The sequence below is a fragment of the Paenibacillus sp. 1011MAR3C5 genome (assembly GCF_003591485.1).
In the GTDB taxonomy this organism is placed as follows: Bacteria; Bacillota; Bacilli; order Paenibacillales; family Paenibacillaceae; genus Pristimantibacillus.
In genome coordinates this window covers 116,764-137,179 of record NZ_QZCF01000001.1, presented here as the reverse complement: position 1 = coordinate 137,179, position 20,416 = coordinate 116,764, and the positions used below count along the sequence as shown (strand labels likewise).

The following is a 20,416-nucleotide window of genomic DNA, read 5'->3' as shown; positions in this document are numbered from 1 at the left end:
AGAGCAGTAGCCCTACTTCACCTTTATGCCTCTAATATCAATCCATTTTTTCAAGTCAATAGTTGATCTGAACATTTTACCAGAACCCAATGCGCTACCACCAGTCATGGTCTGCTCAGTTTTTTTTATCTTTCTAACGAGAGACGATAGGTATGAATCCATTCCGTCACTTATAAAAGTGTCTACGCTAGGCAATGTTCTCGAAACTGTTTTCCAATAAGATGGTGTTGCAGGAACGGCAGGAATCGTGCCAAGCATTTCAAACTCACCAATTGCAGTAAATGTAGAACCATTATTTTCAGTAATATTAATTCTATATTTTAGGTATGACTGCGTGTTGGTTATTGCGAACTCACTTTTCACACCATCTCTCCATACACTAACATTTGTTTGTGTGTCTAAAATGTCCCACATAACACCATCATTGGAGCCTTCGAAAGTCCATGATTTAGGTGCTCTCGCAAACAATTCAGAAACAGTAGAGCCACCACTAAATTTTTGACTTGCTAATGTGTATTTAGTGATAATTTTTGGCGAAATAAATTCATATTCAAGCCATCCAGCCTTTGTAGCATTTGTTATCCAAGCGCTTGCTTCGGTAGTGTTTGAATCGTCAAACGCTAAATATGGGGATACTGATGCATAAGTTGAACTCGCTCTAACTACACCATATGGAGAGTTATTTGATATCATTTTAGGAACTAAATCATCTGTATATGAACTTTTAACCTCTTTATTCCCTTCTATCCACCTCTTATATTCTCCATTATTATAAAATAATGTGTATGATAAGGGAATTTCAATTATCATCATTGGTCGAAATGCACTATATGACAGATAGTTCCCACCACTACTTGGCGCATCTCCTAGCCAAGTGTTTACCGAAGAGTTATACCCTCTTCTGACTCTAAGAGAAGGATTGTTTGCCGGAGTTGTTGTAGTCCAAGATGTAATTCCCACATTCCAGTTCCATACATTATTATCTCCTGCAATGATCGTATTGTTTAATGTGGAGTTGACAATATATTTGTCCCACTCATTATCTTTATCCGTAGCAGTTGTGCCACCTGTTAAAAGACGAATGTTTGGATCAACCCTTGTGCCATCATCTAATGTAATTTCAACCCTATTTCCAGTCGTAAGACCAAACATATTCAATGTGTCCCAAGATATACTGTGTTGAATGTTTCTGTCAGCAATCAATCTCTTCCTTCTATTCCAATCTTCCACCATAATGAAATAAAAATCTCCATCTGGTGTAGCGGAAGAAGCTACAGGTATGAAGTCCTTAGTTTCCACTCCTATTCCACTGAAAGAGCCTACAGCATTAGAGGAAGCCTTATAGTTGCATCTGATACGTTTGCCTACAGTTAAATCATTTAATTTAAATACTTCGTCAGGATGGATTAAACGACCATCTGAATCAATGTCAATAGCATCTATTGAAAAAATACCGCTTGTACTATTTGTTGTTATTACAACTTCATGTGTTGCTAAAGGTAAATTCAATGACTCAAACACAAGCATCTTATATAGATTTATAGAATTATTTGGGTTCCAAGATGAAATTATACCATCAATGCTTATGTTTACATTGATAACCCTATTCGTCCAATACAAGTCAATAATCCTAATCTTGGTTCCATAAAAACTAAATCGAATAGAATTGTTAGTAGCACCAGATAGCGTCGTGTAAGTACCTGTACCAGCGTATGTATTTGGGTCACGCGCCACCGAAGTCCATCCTGTTCCAGCATATTTAATACTAGGATTGATATCGTCAATTCTTTTCCATCCTACTTCTGGTATAGGCAATTGCTGTCCTACTGTAGCCATATACTAATCACTCCTTTCTCATTCTTTATATTCAAAAACTGGACGAAATCCAGTAGTAGACCAACCTTCATTTGTTGTTGCAGTAGAGAAGTCTTTGAAGGTACTGTCCATTCTATTATCATACCCTCTTAATACTCTCAACGAGGTGGTTACAATTTTTGTTTGTCCACCAATACTTACATGCGTACCCGCAACAGGGGTATCCTGAACAACTGTTTGAATGTGTTTATGATGCCATACATTATCGTCATCAGGAGTTATTTTCCCATCTAAATCAGATCGTTTAATATAGGTGTCATATTCATTATTTACAGGAAAAGCACCATATGATAAATCGATTTGTGTCATGGATAAATTACCATTAACACCAACATAACCAACACCGCCAGTCAAAGAACGGATATATCCGTTTAAAGCGGGAATAAATATTCCTTCTATGCATTTATTATTATTGATAACATTCCAAGCGAATGTATGAATCCACACTCTGTCGCTTATAAGTAGCCCCTTGTCAACCTTTATCATGTACCAAAAATAATTGCCAACTGATGCATTGTGGGGAACGCCTATTATTGGGCATTCTGTCTTTCCTCCTGTGCCAAATTCATAATCAGGGTTAATACACATTGCTATGAAATCACCGATTTCCATTTCATGAATATTATCTCTCAATTGCCCTGTAGTAGCTGGAACTGTCATATTAGCATCACCTCAAATTATTTTTTTGCATTTACTCTAATCCTATTAATTTTTTTAAAGTCTGCTTTTACTACTGAATGAGTAAATATCTTTCCGTTTCCCATATGAGAAGTATCTTCCACCATAATATTCTTTTTATCTTTTATTAAGCTTAATCCATTGCTACCATCGACAAAATCAGTGTCATAAACTCCCGCTTGAAGGAAGTCATCGATTAATATTTCAACATCCCCTTCTCCACCAAATATTTCAATCTTAATCATTGCGTATTTTTTAGTGGAGTCATTTGTTACAGTGTTATTTGCACCAACCTCAATGTAGTCGCCCCATACGTACCCATCGTCGGAAATTCTTACATAGTTTTTAAATGAAGCATTACCAGCGATTGAAACGGATTTAACTAATTTACTAAAAGCTTTGATTTTATCTTGTATCACAATAGGTGTGGATTCCCAATATCCTTGCTCGGCATAGATAACCTTGTTATTGGCGTCTAATCCTATTTCGGCTAATTGTAGCTTTCCATCTTTGTTCATGGTGTTTACAAATGTACCCTTTGTCAAATCAATAACAAAACCAATCTCTTGTATACTCACAAAATCACTTCCTTATTTTAAAGTCCAATTCATATTTCCAGACATGTCTTGAAGTAATGGTGCTTCTATAGCGTCAACTATTTTACCATTTCTCCTGAAAATCAATTTACCATTTAGGTCTTTGTCAGAAGAAATTTTGATTTGAAAGAATGCAGTCCCATTGATGGGAAGACTCAAGACACACTGATAGTAGATGTTCACATCTAAGAGTTCCATCTTCTTCTTATAACCAAAATTGTATTGAGTAATGGTGTCGTTGAATCTACCTCTGTTTTTCCTGCTAAATACAGATGCATCTGATACAGCATCCTTATATGTGATTAAATCATTATAAATCAATGATCTGCCTGTCAATGGGTACTCTATATTATTAGCTTCATAGGAGACTGTGAAACGATGATTGTTGACCGTAAATATTCCATTGCCTATATCGAAATAAGCTTGCGAATTGTTCCCGATTAGGCCGAATCGAATCGCTTTTGATTTATCTATCGCATAAAAGTTATTTGGTTTTTTTGATTCAAAGTCAAATTCCGCTAGATGTGTACCATCCGAATATTCAACTATCCACGAAAAGTCTTGAAAATCAACTGGTGAATTCGTCATGCTTCTGTTTCCTAAAATAAACATATTTTCATCTCCATTGTATTGGATATATTTTTATATAAAGAAAAAAAGGGTGAGAGATATATTTCACCCCTCACCCTTAATGTTTTTGTTAGATACTATTTTCCTTTATTAGTTTACACATAACGATAGGAAAGACGTAATTTCATATTTTGTCTTCCCGCCGAAGCAGTAAGTGGTACTTGTGCTTGGATGGTTACAGTGATAAAATTGCCGCCAGAATTTGCGGCAACACCATTGTTTTGCACACCCAAAATTTCGCCTGCCTTTGGTGTGTGATTAATTGCAATTACATCCCAAGCCACAGAACCGTCATTTACAGTTTCACCTGATATCGTACTCCAAGTAGGTGCAAAAGCGTTAGATGTTCCCGCAGTCTTGCAGACGTAAACAAATCCGTTAGCTGTGGCAGGAACAACAGCTTGACCAACAGTATAAGCAGTCGATGCCATCCAAGTAGTTGCGGTTAAGCTCTTTCTATGCTTTGTAGTGCCAGTTGTTCCTACAACCTTGGAATATGATGCACCAATACGAGAAGAGGACTCCGTTAAATCTGTCTCACCAAGGGAATCCACTTGTGCATGGAACCAATTGTCTCGCACAGATTCGACTATGTTGCCATTAATAGAACCTGTCCCACCAGACATATCTCTAGTTGTAATTGTGCAATCTTCCATTTTCGATACGTCAGAGTAATTGTCCTTGGATGCTTCATATCTATTATTCCAAATGTTAAAAGTAAACACATTACTTTCATCTCCTGCGTCAATTACTCCAAAATCAAACGGTTCTTTAATTTGTGCGCTGTGTGCTGAGTCGTACCAATAAATTACTGGTTTAGTCATGTATACCATCCCTCTCTAATCAAATAGTTGTTTCTATCATCACTTCTAAAGTAATATTCTGAACATTAGTTCCCACTTCCAACACATCCAACCTAAACAAAGTGTTTTCAGGCACTTCTACGTTAGATAAGCTTCCTGTTCCATCGTCAAAATACTGGTTATCCAAAATCACAATATTGGAGGCTAATATACTTTGCCAGTTCATCATATCCGATGAAGTTTCAATAGAAATTACTGTGTTGCCTCCACCTCTTGTTCCGCACAATGCTCTCGCACCAATAACCCTTCCTTTGAATGGAAGCCTAGCTATAATGGGTTGTATGCCAACTTCAATTGTGGGTAATACAAACACTAGGACTCTTTTGGAGTATGTTTTCTCATCAATTCTTCTCAATTTGGAGAAATCTTCTTTTGATAACAATCCATCCTGTTGGTCTGTTGCATTAGGAATAGAGCCGCCCAAGAAATTTCCAACTAGCTCCCATAATCCAGACTGGGAATTAAAACGGTAAATATCAGCGGTGGAGTTAAGGGTAACTTGCCATCCGTTTTCAGGAGAAGGATAGGCTTTAATGAGATCATCAAAGGTATCAACAGGTTCTTTTCTGATAACTAGAGTGGATTCAGCTGCTTTTCTCGCGTCATCAGTAGCCTTGATAGCTTCTTCTGTAGCTAAGACGGCATGATCAGCTGCCAAATTAGCATGAGCTGTAGCTTGAATTGCATCTTGAATGGCTTTAATCGTTTCATCCATTTTGAGATCCAGTTGCTGAATATAGATCTTAAGCTCATCTATGTAGTCTTGCAGAGTAATAATGACATCTGGATTTTTTTGAATCATCGTATAAATACGAGAAGCGGGAATGACAATAAGGCCCTTTCCATGATAGGACAAAGTAAATGTTTTACCCTCATTGTTCCGATGGAATTGTACAATTCCCGTAGTATAGTCAACGAAAAATTCTTTTTCCGCAATCGTTTTTTTTCTCCGGAATTGGTCCAGAGAAAGCTCACTGAATCCTGAAATCATCACTTTATGTGATTCAGAGGGCATTTCAAGCAGCGTAATTTTGCTATTGATGACAGGAAGTGAATCAATTCGAGATTTGTATTCATCCCCTGGACGGCCGCTTCTCCATGTACCCACCGTGGGGTCGATATATTCTAAATATGTTTGCAATGTTGGCAATGTATCACCTCCTTAGCTAGAAATTCAATTTGGTGTTGCCGTCTGCAATGGTGGTCGTAACACCTAGGTGTGTCGTGACTTGCGAACCAACCATTGCAATGTTCGATGAAGATAAATAGGCCTTGTTATTGCTGCCAGTGATAGTTCCTTGTCCATTGCCCGGTGGGAATGGCTTAACATTCACATATTTTTTGGAGGAAGTATCTGAGGGAATAGGAGGCTCAGCAACCCAAGTCTCAATCGTGAAGTCACCAACTTTGGCAACATTGTTGCTTTGTATTTTAAGTTTGGATGCAGGGCAAGAAACCGATCCTGTAATTTTGGCGCCAGTAGATCCTGAGCCTGTTTTTACCCATCCATATTCTGCAGGAACCCATTCGAGGCACTTATCGGGTTGCTCTGGATCTTGCTCAGCACAATATCTTGGTCGTGTTTCCTGATATTCCTCAATATCATAAGTCACATGATTAGGTTTAATTACTGGCGTTATTGTTGAGCCATGTATTGCTGCACCAGCCATTCGATCACCCCTTTAAGATAAAACTATCTATTAGACTACTTAAAATTATACTGAGTGCCTGAGAAATTAATCGCGCCATTCGCGTTAATATCGATCGAGCCATTGCTATTGAGCTTGATCATACTTCCGCTGTCATGCTTGATCTCAAGAAATCCCGTTTCGACAGAGATTTCCATTCCATCATTCAGAAACAGCAATCTTCGTTCTCTTGCGTAATTGTTGTTCTGGTAGACAAAGTTCCATTGGCCGTTGGGCTTTCGGATGATACCTTTACCACTGTCGCCATTGACTCCATCGCCTAGTCCCATATGGATGTATGGAATGCCATCGTTGCCGCTGCCTTCAAATCCCAGTATAAACTTATCTTTGTCTTTAACCTCTAACTGCCATATCGGAAAGGGAGTGGGATCTGTGGTGGCTTTTGATTTGCTTGAATCTGTCCAAAACAATAGCTTCTCATTGGAGCTTAGTTGCGTACGACTATCAATTATACCGGTCTTGAGCATTAACTTATTCTTTTCAATATGAATATAATCGGCTACCGTTCCCACGGTATCTGCTTTATCAAATGTAATCAGCTTGTTCACGGATAGGTTCGATATAACCCCCATACCTGCGATAGCCGTATTCACAATAATGGAATCGGCTTCAATTCGGCCCGTGCCAATGACATTGATATTGTTCAGGTTCATAATTCCTGCTTCCGTATCAATAAGAACAGAGCCGCCGTTACCTGCGATCTTGAGCTTTCCTTTCGGGGAAACCCAGAAGGGAGCATCAGCAGCCTGTTCCGCTCCTGCCCATAGACCTTCAGAAGGATAAAGCTTCATAACTCCATTAGAGCCGTCACGTAATATGATATATGAGCCTTCGATACCGCCATCCGTTATAAATGAATCTTTAATTCTAATTCCCTGAGCATGGACAATACCGTTTAAGTCAGCCCAGAAGACATCCGACCATTGAGGTTTATCAGCTGAAGCTGTGTTTCGCTGTATAGCAAATCCTCGGGTGCCGCTCATCACGGATCGATACAAGTTGTCACTGCGGGTTACCGTAATTCCAGTAGCGTAGTCGATCAGCACATTGTTGAACATTGATCCAAATTGAACGGAAGAGTACTTGATGGAGTCATTAATGGCATTGATGATTGCAGTTACTTCATCATAGTACGCTTTGAATTTGGCTATGAATTCATCCCGATCAATCTCAGAGGTCTCATCCATATTCGTGAGCAGGGGAGCCAGGTAGAGCAGCAATGCTTGATAGCTGCTTGTAAAGGCGTCGGTATTGATCCGAATACTGGTGTCGCGAGTGGTTTGCTTATAGGTATTAGCTTGATCGAGCAGCTTCTGATACTCGGAGATGATGCGAGTACGTTCTCCCAGAACCTGCAGCTTTTCAATTGCGGTAAGCTTGCCGTCAAGAATAATCTCGTCAAACTTGCCGATGTTCATATATTTGGTATAGCTATCCAGTATAAGCTCGTCCGACCCAGATACGATTCGTAACCGTTTGGCAGTCATGTCTTCAGCGAAGAGAAGACCATTCAAATCGGCATAGAACTTATCCTTAAACTCTCGGCCGTCCCATTGTTGTATTTTAAACCCTTCCTCAGAATTGGTGATAATTCGGTTGAGCAGGGTGGAGGAGCATGGGGTCACATCGTCATAGCGATGAATGACCATGCCGAATTTGTCCGGGTTTTCTTCATACAATCCCAGCTTCATAGCCACACGGCCGCATCGATCGGTAATGGTAGTCTTAGGGCCTTCTGTCAGCCAGATGCCGTTCTCATCCCCGATCGTCACCCGTTGGCCTAAAATTAATTTCCCTAGTACCATCTCAGCAATAATACCGTCTGGAGTAAGCGCGGTTTCATAACGCAATCCGCCGCTTCGGGTGAGTCCAATGGCTCCATTCGTCATTCGCAGAAATCGTAAAGGATCATGCGTATCATAGACGGTAATGCCGTTGTCGCCAATATGGACCGTTTGATTAACAGCCATATTAATCTGATTCGTAACCTTGTCCCAGAATTGATCGAATATACGGCTGAAATCGCTGTTATCGACAATGGCTTGGTTCCACTTGTCCTTATGATCATTGACAATTGTGGTTGTTTTGTTGGAGTTGTATATATACTTCTCCAACATAGATCGATTGGTAGACAAGTCCTTAAAGTTGGCTATAGTAAGACTGATATTGGAGCTTTCGTAATCGAAGTCGATTTTGACGATTTTTGCTTCGATCAGCATGTTGAAGACGTCGTATTTTACGATTACTTTATCTCCGAGCAGAAGCTTGGACCAGTTCCGCTGTTCCTCCAGATATTCCAGGAAGTTGACGATATCCATTTTCAAGTGAAGCTGTGGCATGCGGAATTCTTCAAATTTCTTTTTTCCTTCTTCTAAAATGTCCTTGGCCTCAATAAGAGATTCGTTGACATACTTTTGCTCAAAAATAAAAGTATCAAGCTCTCGAATCAGTTCAGGGCTGAAATTTTGCTGCAAGGAAAGAGCTTCTTGAATTTGACTTTTTTCCGAATCAATGATGTTTAGCTGGTTTTGAATTTGCTGAATCACAGTTTCTTTATCTGCGATTTCACTTTTCTTATGATCAAAATTATATCTGTTGATGATGGCAGGGCCATTATTGGAAGCACTATATTCGGCATTGGTGATGTTGGCTACCTGGATAAATAATTCAGCTTGTCCTGATCCGGAGAGGGAGACGCTGACATCCCCGGTTCCCAATAGCTTCCGAGTAAGCTCCCACTTGCCTCCCGAAAGAGCGACCGGTATGTTATTCACCGAAACGGTCTTGTTCGAACTGTCGGACAACTTGATCAGTACTGCATAATGATGTTTGGGATCAATCTGGAATTTTACAGTCTTCACACCGCCGTTGAATGTAGACTGATCAAATAACATCTTGTCATTGAATTGCTGCCCAAGCTGAATCTGAGTAATGGCGGCCAGTTCATTTTTGAGCACATTCAATTCCGTTCTTCTTGAGGCTTGCGTCCGGGCATATTCATCTCCCATTTCAATTAGAGCACCGAATTGGCCTTTATAGCTTTCTTGCAACTGCTGATAATCTAACAAAGCATGGCATAGCTCGTCACTCATAAAGTAGCTTGGCTGGACCGTAGTGCCCTTAGAGTCGCGCTCGAATGGATACATCCAGTAGCTGAAATCTTCCAGATAAGGGCTTCCGCTCGGCGTAAGCCGCTCAATGCCCATACCTTCTTTTCCGATTGGCCGCAATCTCGTGACGACGATCTCGGCGTTGGATTCTTTGTCAACGGATTTTAAGTATTTCTGATGGGAGAATACGCCAAGCTTATTGGTTCCATGCAGCTCAGGCTTAATCATATTGATCTTACGCTGCTCGGTATCCCATTCCACAATGGCATTGTATTTCTCCATTATTGTAAAGACGGCATCCAGCAGCGTATTATCCGGGAACTCCCAAGAGCGATAGGACAATTCATAATCCGCATCCATATAACCAATACTCCAGGAGGTGGTGAGTGAAAGCACATCTTCCAGCACTTGTCTAGCGTTTCGAGAATCTTTTTTGTAGCCGCCGATTATTTTGTCATTCAATTCCTGGGGGAGATGGATGCACTGAACGCTTTTAGAATCTCCCCGATCTCCCGTACTCTCATTGACCTTTGTAATGATATACCAATCCGTTGCATGCTCCGTCACAACCTTCAAATGATATCTCTCTCGCAGCAGATCCACATTCCGGTTTCTTACGAGCTCGTTGTTTTGATCGACGTAGTACGGAAGTTGAAAGGAGAGGGTAGAGAGCTCCGTCAAGGAAACCTCTCGCTTGATACCGCTGACTTCGGATAGCTTGGCTATGATTTCACGGTTAGGTTTGGCTAGAAAGAGTCTTGGTCTTGCCGGCTTAAGAGATAAATCCAGCGTTCCTAGCTGGCTTAGCATGTTATCACCTCCTTTCTAATCTAGATGAGCTTAAATTGATAGCGGAATTGAATCTTCGCATTTCCTTTTACACGGAATACATTTTTTCCCTGCGAGAGCGTTAAGTATTGATCGTTAAAATTAGAGTAACGGTAGACCATGGGGAGGTCTGACTCGATATACTCCAGCTCGTTGTTCACATATACGGTTTCTTTATTATTCAGTTGTCTGAATTTAAATTCTTTATTCATATGACTGGTGTTCGTAAGCGCAAAGTCACCAGCACCTGTTTTGGTGATCCAAACCTCTGGTTTGCACTCTGTATCTCCTTTATTGTCCACTACAATAACAGGCTCAAACGTAAAGGTGATATCCCCGAAGACAGGAGTCACTGTAGGATGATCTGTACTTAAAAGTATTCGATATCTGAGCATCAAGCCTCCGATTGGCGAGTGAGGCAGAATACCTGGAATGGAGCTTCCATTAACAGCTTGAAGCCATTCTGTCCACTCATATCCTCCGTCATAGGAAATCGAGGTGAATACAACAACGGATGTATCTGGCGGTGCGCTAGCGTTCCAGTGCATATGATTGATTGCGCCATCACCATCAACAGCAAGCATGATGGGTTCGGATTGGTAATATCCTTTCATACCGAGTAGATCTATCCAGGTTAACATAAGACCACCTACTCAATCTTTCCAAAAGGACGGAAATGGGCGGCAGTACCGGATTCTTTCCATTTTACGATCCGATAGGCCATCCAGATGATGCCGGCATCCCTAGTTGCATTTCCATCTGTGGTAGACCAATTCGGCTCGCTTGCTCCCGAAGTGCCGGCTATCGTACATACATAGAAGCGATCGCTTGGGAAAGTCGGCACGACGATATCATTTTCGCGATAGACCTGCTGCGGCCTCCATACCGCTTTGTTTTTTGTATCTTCTGTCACGGAACCGGCTGCGATCTGCCATGTTGGCTCATAAGGCGCGCTATGCCCGGATTGGGTGCACACATAGTAATGACCGTTATCTTGCGACGGAACAATAGGATCACCTACAACAACACGGCGCAGCGAGGACCATTTTGGCGCGGCTTGACCAGAACGAATATTTACGGCACCTACATATCCGCCAATCTGAGGATTGCTGTAATAGATTTTCTTTTGCTTGTTCCAGTAACCGGATTCCGGAATAGATAGGGAGGATACCTCAGAGGCTTCATCCAGCTTGTCCATGTTGGAGGCAAGATCCAAGATAGTCTGTCGGCCATTATCGCTTAGTTCCGGTTTAATTAATTTTAGATTTTGCGTTAGTGTTGACATCGATTATTTACCTGCCTTTCTAAGTTATTTGAAAATGTCACTCCATACCGCACTAGCTGGGAGGTCACTCCACTTAAATACATCCGGAGTGAGAGAGAGACGTCCGGAAGCATCCTGAACAATCCCCAATAATTCTCCAGCTGAAAAATCTTGATGGCGGATGGTCTGCACATTTTCTGCCCAATCATAGATCGGGGAAGTCATAAGAGGGGAGTAAGCATAGGAATCATTGCATCGAAAGCGTAATGTCACATATCCTTGAGAAGCCGAGTTGTGAAGCAAGTAGGGATCATCAATATATAAAACATAATAGATTTTTTCCGGATCATTAGAGAAGGTGAGCGGAACATAGTAGGTTGGCTCCGTCAGCCATCTTCTAATAGATCGCAATTCTTCTGTAGTCCAGCCATTCTCGAAGGCAAAATGTACGGTTAATTCAAGCGGTTTCTTCTCAATACCTTGAAAGTATGGCTTATGCCTGCCTTTAATTTTGTCCTCCAAGATGGATTGCGAAGCTCCCAAATACTCTTCCTGCATACTTCCGTCAAGTGTAACATTAAGCATGCTCAAGTCTTTTGAACGTACAGAATTAAAGGTGAAGTAAGCTGAATCATAAATCGTCAATTCATCACATCCAACAAACAAATTTGTATTTCATATATTTATTAACGACCAATTCGAATGCCTTTGCGGTTCAGACCATCTACGAATAGGTCGGAGAAGTTCGAGCCGTCCTGGACTGTGCCTTGCAGCACCACGCTTATATTTTCAATGACGGTTCCAGAAGATGCTGCAATGGTTTGCGTTTTTGAAGCTAGCCCTGTTACGGTATTCATTAATCGAATTGGTAAATCTTTAATGAAGGAAAGCGGGTTATGCAGCACAACTTCACCTTTTTTCAAAACAGCGAACTCTTCATTCGATTGCAGCGTGTCTTCCCACCATTTCTGCGTGGTAGTACCTTCAACGCCAACTTCGCCGCCTTGATGATAGGTTTTAACATTTTTAAGCTTTTCATAGCTTCCATCTTCGAATCCCCATTTTTCCCGAAGCGCTGTATTGATCGCCTTAAGTCTCTGGAATTCGGGATCGGATGAATTTTTAATGGCTTCCGCTTTCTTCTTATTGTTTAGATATTCTTCCCAAGCTTTTTCCTTTTCGCTCTTTTGATTGGCGGAAGGGAGGGGCATCTTATCAAGATCTTTGTAATCCGTTTGCGTATTGGAATTGATTGTGCCGAACATTTCTCCTAGAAAACCTGAATTAGAACGTAAGTAAGAGAAGAATTCATCATATTTTCCACGAATGGTAGTTAAGGCGGATTCCACTTGCAATACATCGTTACTCATTAACTGTTGCTTAAGATTATAAAACTCGCTTTCATTTCCCAGCACAGATTTCCAATGGATCTGCCGCAGTTCCTTTTCATCATTAAGCTTATCTTTTGTTTTCTGATAGAGGGTATCCTCGGTTTGCTCTAGGTTACTGATATGCTGTTCCCGGTCTTCCAACAAATCATCCAAAGCTTCCTTTTGGAGCGTTCTGCCTCGTTCGCGTTGCTTACCCTCAATCTGTTCCTGAACGTTGGCTAGTTGTTCCTCTAGATCGTTTCTCTTCGCCTTGTCTTCATAAGAATTATTGTGGCTAATCTCATTTATTTTCTTTTGAATTTGCGATTCTTCTTCAAGAAGCTTATTAATTTCTCTGTCATAATCTTCTGTTGCGTTGGTGCGGTTGAATGCTTTTAATTGCGCATCAATAGTTTCTTTCAGACTATCGCGTTCATTTTTGTAGTTGTCCATCACACGCTTATGACGTTGATCCTCGTCATTCATGCGTGAGTCGATTACGCTTAGCTCAAGATCGCGTTGCTGTTCCAGCATTTTTTTGTAATCGGCAATCACTTTGTCCGCACTTTTCTCCCGATAGTTATCCAGGGACTTAGTAGCGGACGTAATCGCAGTTACTGTTTCGTACCAGGCGTCAGAGTTTGCTTCCAATTGCTTGTTAAGCAGTTCGATTTGCTCTGTGGTTAATTTCTCGGAATTTTTGGCTGAATTATTGGCTTCCTGTCTTGCGCGTATCCAGTTGTTTTCTTCATGAAGCGCTTGTTTCTTTTCATTCAATAACTTAATTTGTTTTTCTTGTTCTTTAATCCAGAGCGGCGAATTCTCCTCATATGTGGACTGAACCTGGCGTGATTTCTTAAGCTTCTGGTTATAGGTATCGACCTCAGCATTGCGTGTGTTCAAATAGTTTTGCGTATAAGCAAGCTTTAGCTCATCCAGAGAGGCTAATAAGTTTGCGTTCTCTTTGGTTAAGTCTCCAATACTGGATTTATTGGATTTAATGGCATCATCAAATTTTTTGTATTTATCGAATAGTTCCTGAAGGCTTTCTTGGGCTTTTCCTGAGGTTAGTTTATTGTATAGTTTAATAAACTCTTCGCTGGCATTGCCATTCTGATCATACCAGGTGGAGATAGGCTTGTTATAGGTGTTCTCCTTTTCAAGCAGCTTCTGCTCATTAAGCAACTCTTTATTGGCATCTTGAAGAAGCTTCATTTCTTCTGTCTTGCCGGATATTAATTTGCTCGTTTTCTGAATTTGATTGGAGTAAGCTTCTTCTTTGGAGATGCTTTGTTCCAGCAGATCATTTACCTTCTGTTGCGTGAGAGCAAGATTGTTAATAGAGTTTATCTTGGCGTCTGTAATATCCTTGCTCTTCGGGTCATCGGAAACCGAAGAAGTTGAAGAGGAGCCGCCTTTGCCGGAGGGACTTTTGAAAACGATTGGTTTTGAAAGTGCCGCAATTTGCCCATTTAATAGATCCACTTTTTTTTGATAATCATCGAATTTTGCCTTTTCTTCAGCAGTAAACATTTTATCTTTGGTAGATTGGAGTACATTTTCAGGCATATGGCCAGCCATGGCTTGATAAAACTGCAAATACATGTCACGCTTGGTTTCCAATTCACTATGGGTACTTTTAAGATCTTCAAGGCGATCTTTAATTTCCTCAAGTCGTGCTTTTCTGCGTTGGTTTGCAATTTCCTCTATTACATTTCCTTCTAATTTTAATGCACCCGTATGTTGGTCGACGTATGACAGAAGTTCAGGGAATTCTTCAAGAAGACTTAATGTAGAGCTTAGTGAGAGTTCTTGTCCGCTTTGTAACGTATTGTAAGCAGATTCCAGTTTAGAAATCGAATTTACGGTTTCCTGAAGCTTTCGGTTATGATCCTCCATTGCTTCCTTGGAATCAACCACTTTCCCTACATACTTGACTGCACCTGTGGCAGAGTCCATCTGAGCATCGAGAATCCTAATTCCTTTGGCTGCGGCATCTGATTTGCTGCTTACATTACCAATATGTCTCTTAAGTTCGTCATAGACAGGAAATAAAGTTTTACTGGTATTGGCAGATTGTTGTATGGATGTTGAGAGCAGACCGAAATGTTCAGATAGTTGTGGGAAGGCATTTACAAGTTCATCCATATTCCCGGTTTGTAGCATTTGCGAAATGTCTATTTTATTATCTTTAATGTAGGCAGCAACGTTGCTTATTGTGGATTGATAGCTATTGGCAAAAGCATTGAGCTCTTCTTCAGTTTTCGTAGCAAAGGATTCATGCTTCGTAAAGGCATCAGCCAATTGGTTGAAAAATAGAGATAAATTTTGGTCGCCATCAATAGTTTCTGCTTGGCCAATAGTTTTAAGAATGTAATTATACTCATGGGTGCTTTTCTTAATGTTTTCTGTTTCTACAGCGATTTCGCCATTGATTTTTGAGAGTCTAGATTGAATACTTTTAAAAGTGTCCTCATCAATTGCTCCATACAAGTTTCTTAAATCAAAATTTTCGCTTAGTGTGCCAGATAAAATGGAGCCTTCTAATCCGTGTTTGCTATAAATGTTTTTTAATTCTTCTTTTAACGTTTTTAAATCTTCTTGGTAATTGGAAGTAAAATCGAATACATTCGTTTCATCGCCAAACTTTTTGAGAAACGTATAAGATTCCTCTCGGGCCAACTGCTCATTGGCTTGTTTGGATAACTTATTTTTATTTTTGTTGCTTTTCTCCATCTCTTCAGTTATGCCAGGGACAGAGTCCTTCATTTTAAAAGCTGCATTTTTCTGTTGAAGCGCATAAAGTTCTCTTTGAGATTTGATTAATTCGTCAATCGCTTCTTTGCTCTTATAGACGATATTGCCATGTTTATCATAATGACTAATCACTTCAGGCATGATGGAACCAAGCTGCTTATAAGTGTTTTGTAGTTCCTCTTGTGAGCTGTTGCTGTCATGCAATTGCCGTTGCAATTCTTTTAAACTGGCTATCTTTTGGCTCGTCTCGTTCATATTCTGCTTCAGTGAATCAAAGTAATCCTCTTGCGATTCCTTTGACTTGCTGAATAGCTTCATAAGGCCCTCAAGAGCAAAGCCAATTGCAACAAATACAGCGCCGACTACCGTTGCAGCTCCTAATGAACGGAGAGCCACCGTTGCACTTTTTGCCGAGACTCCTAATGCTTTTATGCCGTTGCCAAAAGTTATAACTGCAATAGTAGCTGTTCTGAAATTTGGGCTCAATACTGCGAGCGCGGTTGCGACTGTACCTAAAACAGGAGGAAGGAAACCTATATGTCTAACAACCGAGCTAAATATGTTAGCCATTTCAGTTAACGCGGAAGTTATCATAATTAATGAATCACTTAAGATAGCATTGCCCATTGCAAGCGAAAATTCTTGCCAAGCGGCCTTCATTTGGACAATTCGTCCCTCGTAGGACTGCATATATGAGGCTTGTTCATTCATAGCGCTGCCTTCAGAATACATCGCTTTAGCTGCCGCTTCATGTGCAACATTGCGGTTATCCATCAATGCGAGAAATTGTCTATGATAGTCTTGCCCTGCCAGCGTGATAGAAGCATTTAACTTTGCTTCATCATTCAATGTTCCGAATTTACGTGCTACCTCATCCAAGATTTGTGTGGAAGATTTAAACAAGCCATTGGCTTGGGTAATGTTAATACCTAGTTGTTTAAGTGTATCTACAGCGGGCTCAACTGTGGTCAGCCGGGAGTAAATCGTATTCAGAGCGTCGCCTGTGACGTTGCCGGACTCCTTGGTCACTTGCATGATAGCTGTCGCATCCCCAAGCAGGTTTTCAAGAGTTACACCAAAGGCGTCTCCCGTGCTAGATGTAAGCTGCAGTGCTTGTGCAAGTTCATTGGATGCTACGGAAAAGCTGGAGTTAATGGCAACGAGCTTATCAACAATTCCTATGGATTTATCAGCTTCAATATTGAAAGCCGACATTGCGATCGCAATGGTATCAATAGCTTCCTTGGAGTCAAGCTTGCTGACATTCTGGGCAACGGTTACGGAGTTCGCAAGGCTTAACATTTGATCTTCGTTAAAGCCCTGCTGAGCAAGCTCGATCATCACCTGATTAACATCCGTAAGCGAACGGCCAAGCTCCTTTGCCAGTTCGGTGCTTTTGAGAAGCAGGTTGTCGAAGTTTGTTTCTTCATTCATGCTTCGCTTCAGCTCGATGATCTGATTGTCGACTTGAACGATAGTTTGAATGGCTGCTTTCATTCCAGCTACTAATGGATCCAGCAGAAAACGTGCAGTTTCAAACCAGGCAGGAATGTGCTGGATGCCCTTATTAATACTACTCAACGTTTTTTTCTTCGTTTCCGTTGCAGGCGCATCTTTTATAACAGCTTGATTAGCTGTAGGATTCATAAAGTTCATTAATTGATTCAGTTCATCTTGGTTGACATCAATTTTCACTCGAAATTGTTTGAGTAAGGGATTACTTTCAACAGCCTTAATGCTCTTATTAATATTTTGCACGGATACATCGCGATTTAAATCGGCACTTAGCCTAACTTGATCTGATTCTGACATATTTGATTACACCTCTTTCGTGACTCAAAAAAGTGGAGCAGTCAAATATGAACGATTCCTCTCCACTCCGAATTCTAATATTTTTTATTTCGTATAGTTAGAGCCATCATCTTCCGACAACTCTTCAAATTTGCTGCATAACGATTCATATAGGAACTGATCCTGCCCTCCGAAGGATAGGCCGCAATGAAGGATAGACTTCGTAACGCTTTTCATCATGTTTTCATTATGTTCGTTGACATCAATGATAAATTCTTCTTCAAGGAGGGGGATAAGGGCCAATTTAAATTTATCCATATCTTTGATGTCATATCGTGGTTGGGTGCTGTCTTCAATGAGGAGCGGTTCTCCGTCTTCATCCAAATGAGCATGTTCCTTGACCAGCTCAAAATACTCGTCCTTGTATTGCTGGAAACGTTCAGTCAGAAGCTTGATGAATCGGGTTTTCATCCGGGAATGGTAATCGATTAATTTGAGTTCATAGAGAAAAAGAATAGCATACTCTAATTCATGAATATAAAACTTGATTTTCTTCATAATCGAGCTCCTATTTAGATGTTGTGGGTTCAGAATGCGGCTTTAACAGCAAATTCATAATTTCATCTTTGTTTTCTATATCCAAGCTTTGTAGGCTCTCAAGAAATTGGGTGCGAACTTCCGCATTGGATTGGGCCAACTCCTGAAGCGTCTCAAGCTTCTTGAACATACGCTGATAGACTTTTTGAATGTCTTGGGGATCCAAGGCCAGGAAGATCGTTTCCGCATACTTGCTTTTTAGAATGATTTCGAAAAGCTGCACCTTTTCTTCGTATGAATAAGGCTCGGGATCAGCAAGTGTTGTGAACCATAACAGAATATGAAGGTTGATGTAGTCGATCATTTTTCTTTCTTTTATGGGGTGATGCTGGCTGTATTCTGCAATGAATTTGCTATAGTCCTCCAGGGCATCATCCATTCGGACAATCGAAAAATTTGTATAAACTTCCGCATATAAGCCATCTTCAAACGTTACTTTTTTAAGTACATCATAGGTTTTGGCTTCTTGAATCAAATGATCAACCGTCATTTTTTTGGATTTTCGCTTCATGAATTTCAACTCCTCAAATAATAAAGAAGATAGCAGGGGAGGGGATCCTCTGCCATCTTCTTAGGATTAAACTTAAACGAAGAAGGTATGATTAGAGCAGTGTGTAGACGGCAAGATTTTGATCGGCATCAGGGAATAGATCGAATACGATTTCCAAATTCGTCACATTGCCGGAATCCATCGTAATCGTGAAGTTGGATACTGGACGTGCATTCGGATAAAACATTTGTACAAACTCGTCTTCGCCGCCGTCTTTTGGACGAATGAAGGTATCGCCAATAATTTCGAAAGCCTCTGGATGTTTGTTCGCTTTGAACTCCAGTGTTTTCGCTGTTACTTCTGTTTCCGCCTGGTAGTAAACAACAAACACAGCGTTCTCAGGAGCTGTTGCAGCGTTCAAAGTAACCTTTTGGCCTGCCAGCGTATATTCATTTTCATTTTGCGCTGGATCGCCGACCAGCTGCTCCTCGCCATGCGATACCTTATCGTCCAGCAGTTGGAAGACAGAGAGGGAGCCGACTTTCGGTGTCGAAGGCAGGGTAATGCTGTTAGCGGCATCCGCAGTTAGCTCTTTGCGAACGAACATATCCGTCTTGCCTTTGCTCCAGTCGGCGCCTGCCAGCATAGCAAGCCATTTGAGATCAAATACTTCCAACGAGACGGTAAGCTTACCTTGTTTATTATTATCCCAACGGATGGCACGGGAGCCTTTCACATTGGCATATACTTGATCACTAGTCCATTCATTTGTTGTTACATTCGCGTATGGAGTATAGAGGAAAATGCTTTTATCAGCTTTCTTGCGGATCGTTAGATTTGCGGCGTCTTTAATTCCATAGTTCATAGGTTTAAATCTCCTTTAAGGTTATATTTTAATTTTGTTGGCCCAATGAGTGAGATCGATTTTTTTCGAATCTGCTCCCGCTAAGGCTTGATTAAAGTTAATAAAGAATGAATCAATTTCCAGAATAGCCTTGTAGCTGTTAAGCAATTGGTTTAAGGTCATCTTTTTGACTGTCTCGTATGGGATAAAGGATTTGCCTCCATGGATGACAGTATTAATGACTGTAGCCATATTCAGTTCATCTTTTGCTGAGTTTCGAGACCGGCCTTCCATAATTTTTAGATAGATATCTTTATGGCGATCCGATTTGAATTCAGGCAGCGGTTCGATCTTAATCTTTTCCATATTCGTGACTTGAAGTATGGCGGCAGCTACTTCATCAAAGTTGTTGCGGTCAATGCTGCCTGATTTTCCAATTCTGAGACTGGATGATTCCATTAAGCACTTTACTTCTTCCTTGAAGAAAAATTGCAGGGACTCGGTGAGCAGCTCTAGATAGGTAAGCTTGCGAGAGCCAATGGTTACGGTAAGGGTAGGAGTGAAAAATAAATCGAATAGGGAGAGCATTTCCTTATACTCTGAATTGATATCGAACATGTCCAAGGAGAGCCGATATGGATATAAGTATGTATTATATTGTTCTTCCCCTAATTGCACGAAGTCTTCGACAGTTGGGAATGTAAGAGTCCCCACTTGATCCAGACTTATGCTGTCCTCGAATATCTTTACAAGGTTATTGTATTGGATCATAAATCATTAACATCGTTTTCATATACCGTTTAAGCACTCCATTTCACTTGCGGAAGATTCTTGGTCTAGCTATACCAACAACTTATCGATAGCAGTGCCATGTCCTCTTTAATAGCTCGGAACGGCTCAGCTCTTTGCAGGCGCTTTTTCTTTTTCATCTGAGAACCTCCTTCCTTCGTAATAGCTTTGGGCTAGGTTTATTCACCTATCATATGGCGACACTTTTAACAAAAGAAAAACCCA

General features: G+C 40.7%; 16 protein-coding genes. All 16 read right to left on the bottom strand.

The window, feature by feature from the left end; translation table 11 throughout:
- Positions 1-12: 12 nt before the first annotated feature.
- Positions 13-1,836: a hypothetical protein gene (locus tag D3P07_RS00675; protein ID WP_119798180.1), complete on the bottom strand. Its 1,824-nt coding sequence runs from the start codon at positions 1,834-1,836 to the stop codon at positions 13-15.
- A gap of 18 nt (positions 1,837-1,854) precedes the next feature.
- Complete coding sequence (locus D3P07_RS00670) at positions 1,855-2,535, bottom strand: hypothetical protein (RefSeq protein WP_119798179.1); 681 nt, start codon at positions 2,533-2,535, stop codon at positions 1,855-1,857.
- A gap of 17 nt (positions 2,536-2,552) precedes the next feature.
- A complete protein-coding gene (locus D3P07_RS00665) occupies positions 2,553-3,131 on the bottom strand; it encodes a hypothetical protein (protein WP_119798178.1) in 579 nt (192 codons plus the stop codon).
- A gap of 12 nt (positions 3,132-3,143) precedes the next feature.
- On the bottom strand, positions 3,144-3,761 hold the full coding sequence (locus D3P07_RS00660; RefSeq protein WP_119798177.1) for a hypothetical protein: 618 nt from the start codon (positions 3,759-3,761) through the stop codon (positions 3,144-3,146).
- 113 nt (positions 3,762-3,874) lie between these two features.
- Positions 3,875-4,603 carry a hypothetical protein gene (locus D3P07_RS00655; RefSeq protein WP_119798176.1) on the bottom strand — a complete coding sequence of 243 codons (729 nt, stop codon included), beginning with the start codon at positions 4,601-4,603 and terminating at the stop codon, positions 3,875-3,877.
- Between the two features lie 19 nt (positions 4,604-4,622).
- Positions 4,623-5,792 (bottom strand): hypothetical protein, encoded by a 1,170-nt coding sequence (locus D3P07_RS00650; RefSeq protein WP_119798175.1) that lies wholly within the window; start codon positions 5,790-5,792, stop codon positions 4,623-4,625.
- Between the two features lie 16 nt (positions 5,793-5,808).
- Complete coding sequence (locus D3P07_RS00645) at positions 5,809-6,312, bottom strand: hypothetical protein (protein WP_119798174.1); 504 nt, start codon at positions 6,310-6,312, stop codon at positions 5,809-5,811.
- 35 nt (positions 6,313-6,347) lie between these two features.
- A complete protein-coding gene (locus tag D3P07_RS00640; RefSeq protein WP_119798173.1) occupies positions 6,348-10,271 on the bottom strand; it encodes a phage tail spike protein in 3,924 nt (1,307 codons plus the stop codon).
- 20 nt (positions 10,272-10,291) lie between these two features.
- A complete protein-coding gene (locus tag D3P07_RS00635) occupies positions 10,292-10,930 on the bottom strand; it encodes a phage tail family protein (protein WP_119798172.1) in 639 nt (212 codons plus the stop codon).
- An 8-nt stretch (positions 10,931-10,938) separates the two neighbouring features.
- Entirely contained in the window at positions 10,939-11,574 is a 636-nt protein-coding gene (locus D3P07_RS00630; protein ID WP_147384459.1) for a hypothetical protein, read from the bottom strand.
- Positions 11,575-11,598: 24 nt separating this feature from the next.
- The gene (locus D3P07_RS00625; protein WP_119798170.1) at positions 11,599-12,198 is read right to left on the bottom strand and encodes a distal tail protein Dit; all 600 of its coding nucleotides are present in this window, start codon (positions 12,196-12,198) and stop codon (positions 11,599-11,601) included.
- 41 nt (positions 12,199-12,239) lie between these two features.
- Entirely contained in the window at positions 12,240-17,492 is a 5,253-nt protein-coding gene (locus D3P07_RS00620; RefSeq protein WP_119798169.1) for a phage tail tape measure protein, read from the bottom strand.
- Positions 17,493-17,576: 84 nt separating this feature from the next.
- Positions 17,577-18,029 (bottom strand): hypothetical protein, encoded by a 453-nt coding sequence (locus D3P07_RS00615; RefSeq protein ID WP_119798168.1) that lies wholly within the window; start codon positions 18,027-18,029, stop codon positions 17,577-17,579.
- A 10-nt stretch (positions 18,030-18,039) separates the two neighbouring features.
- Positions 18,040-18,579, bottom strand: a complete 540-nt coding sequence (locus tag D3P07_RS00610; protein ID WP_119798167.1) for a hypothetical protein — start codon at positions 18,577-18,579, stop codon at positions 18,040-18,042.
- 91 nt (positions 18,580-18,670) lie between these two features.
- Positions 18,671-19,423: a hypothetical protein gene (locus D3P07_RS00605; RefSeq protein ID WP_119798166.1), complete on the bottom strand. Its 753-nt coding sequence runs from the start codon at positions 19,421-19,423 to the stop codon at positions 18,671-18,673.
- Positions 19,424-19,444: 21 nt separating this feature from the next.
- Entirely contained in the window at positions 19,445-20,173 is a 729-nt protein-coding gene (locus D3P07_RS00600) for a hypothetical protein (RefSeq protein WP_119798165.1), read from the bottom strand.
- Positions 20,174-20,416 lie beyond the last annotated feature (243 nt).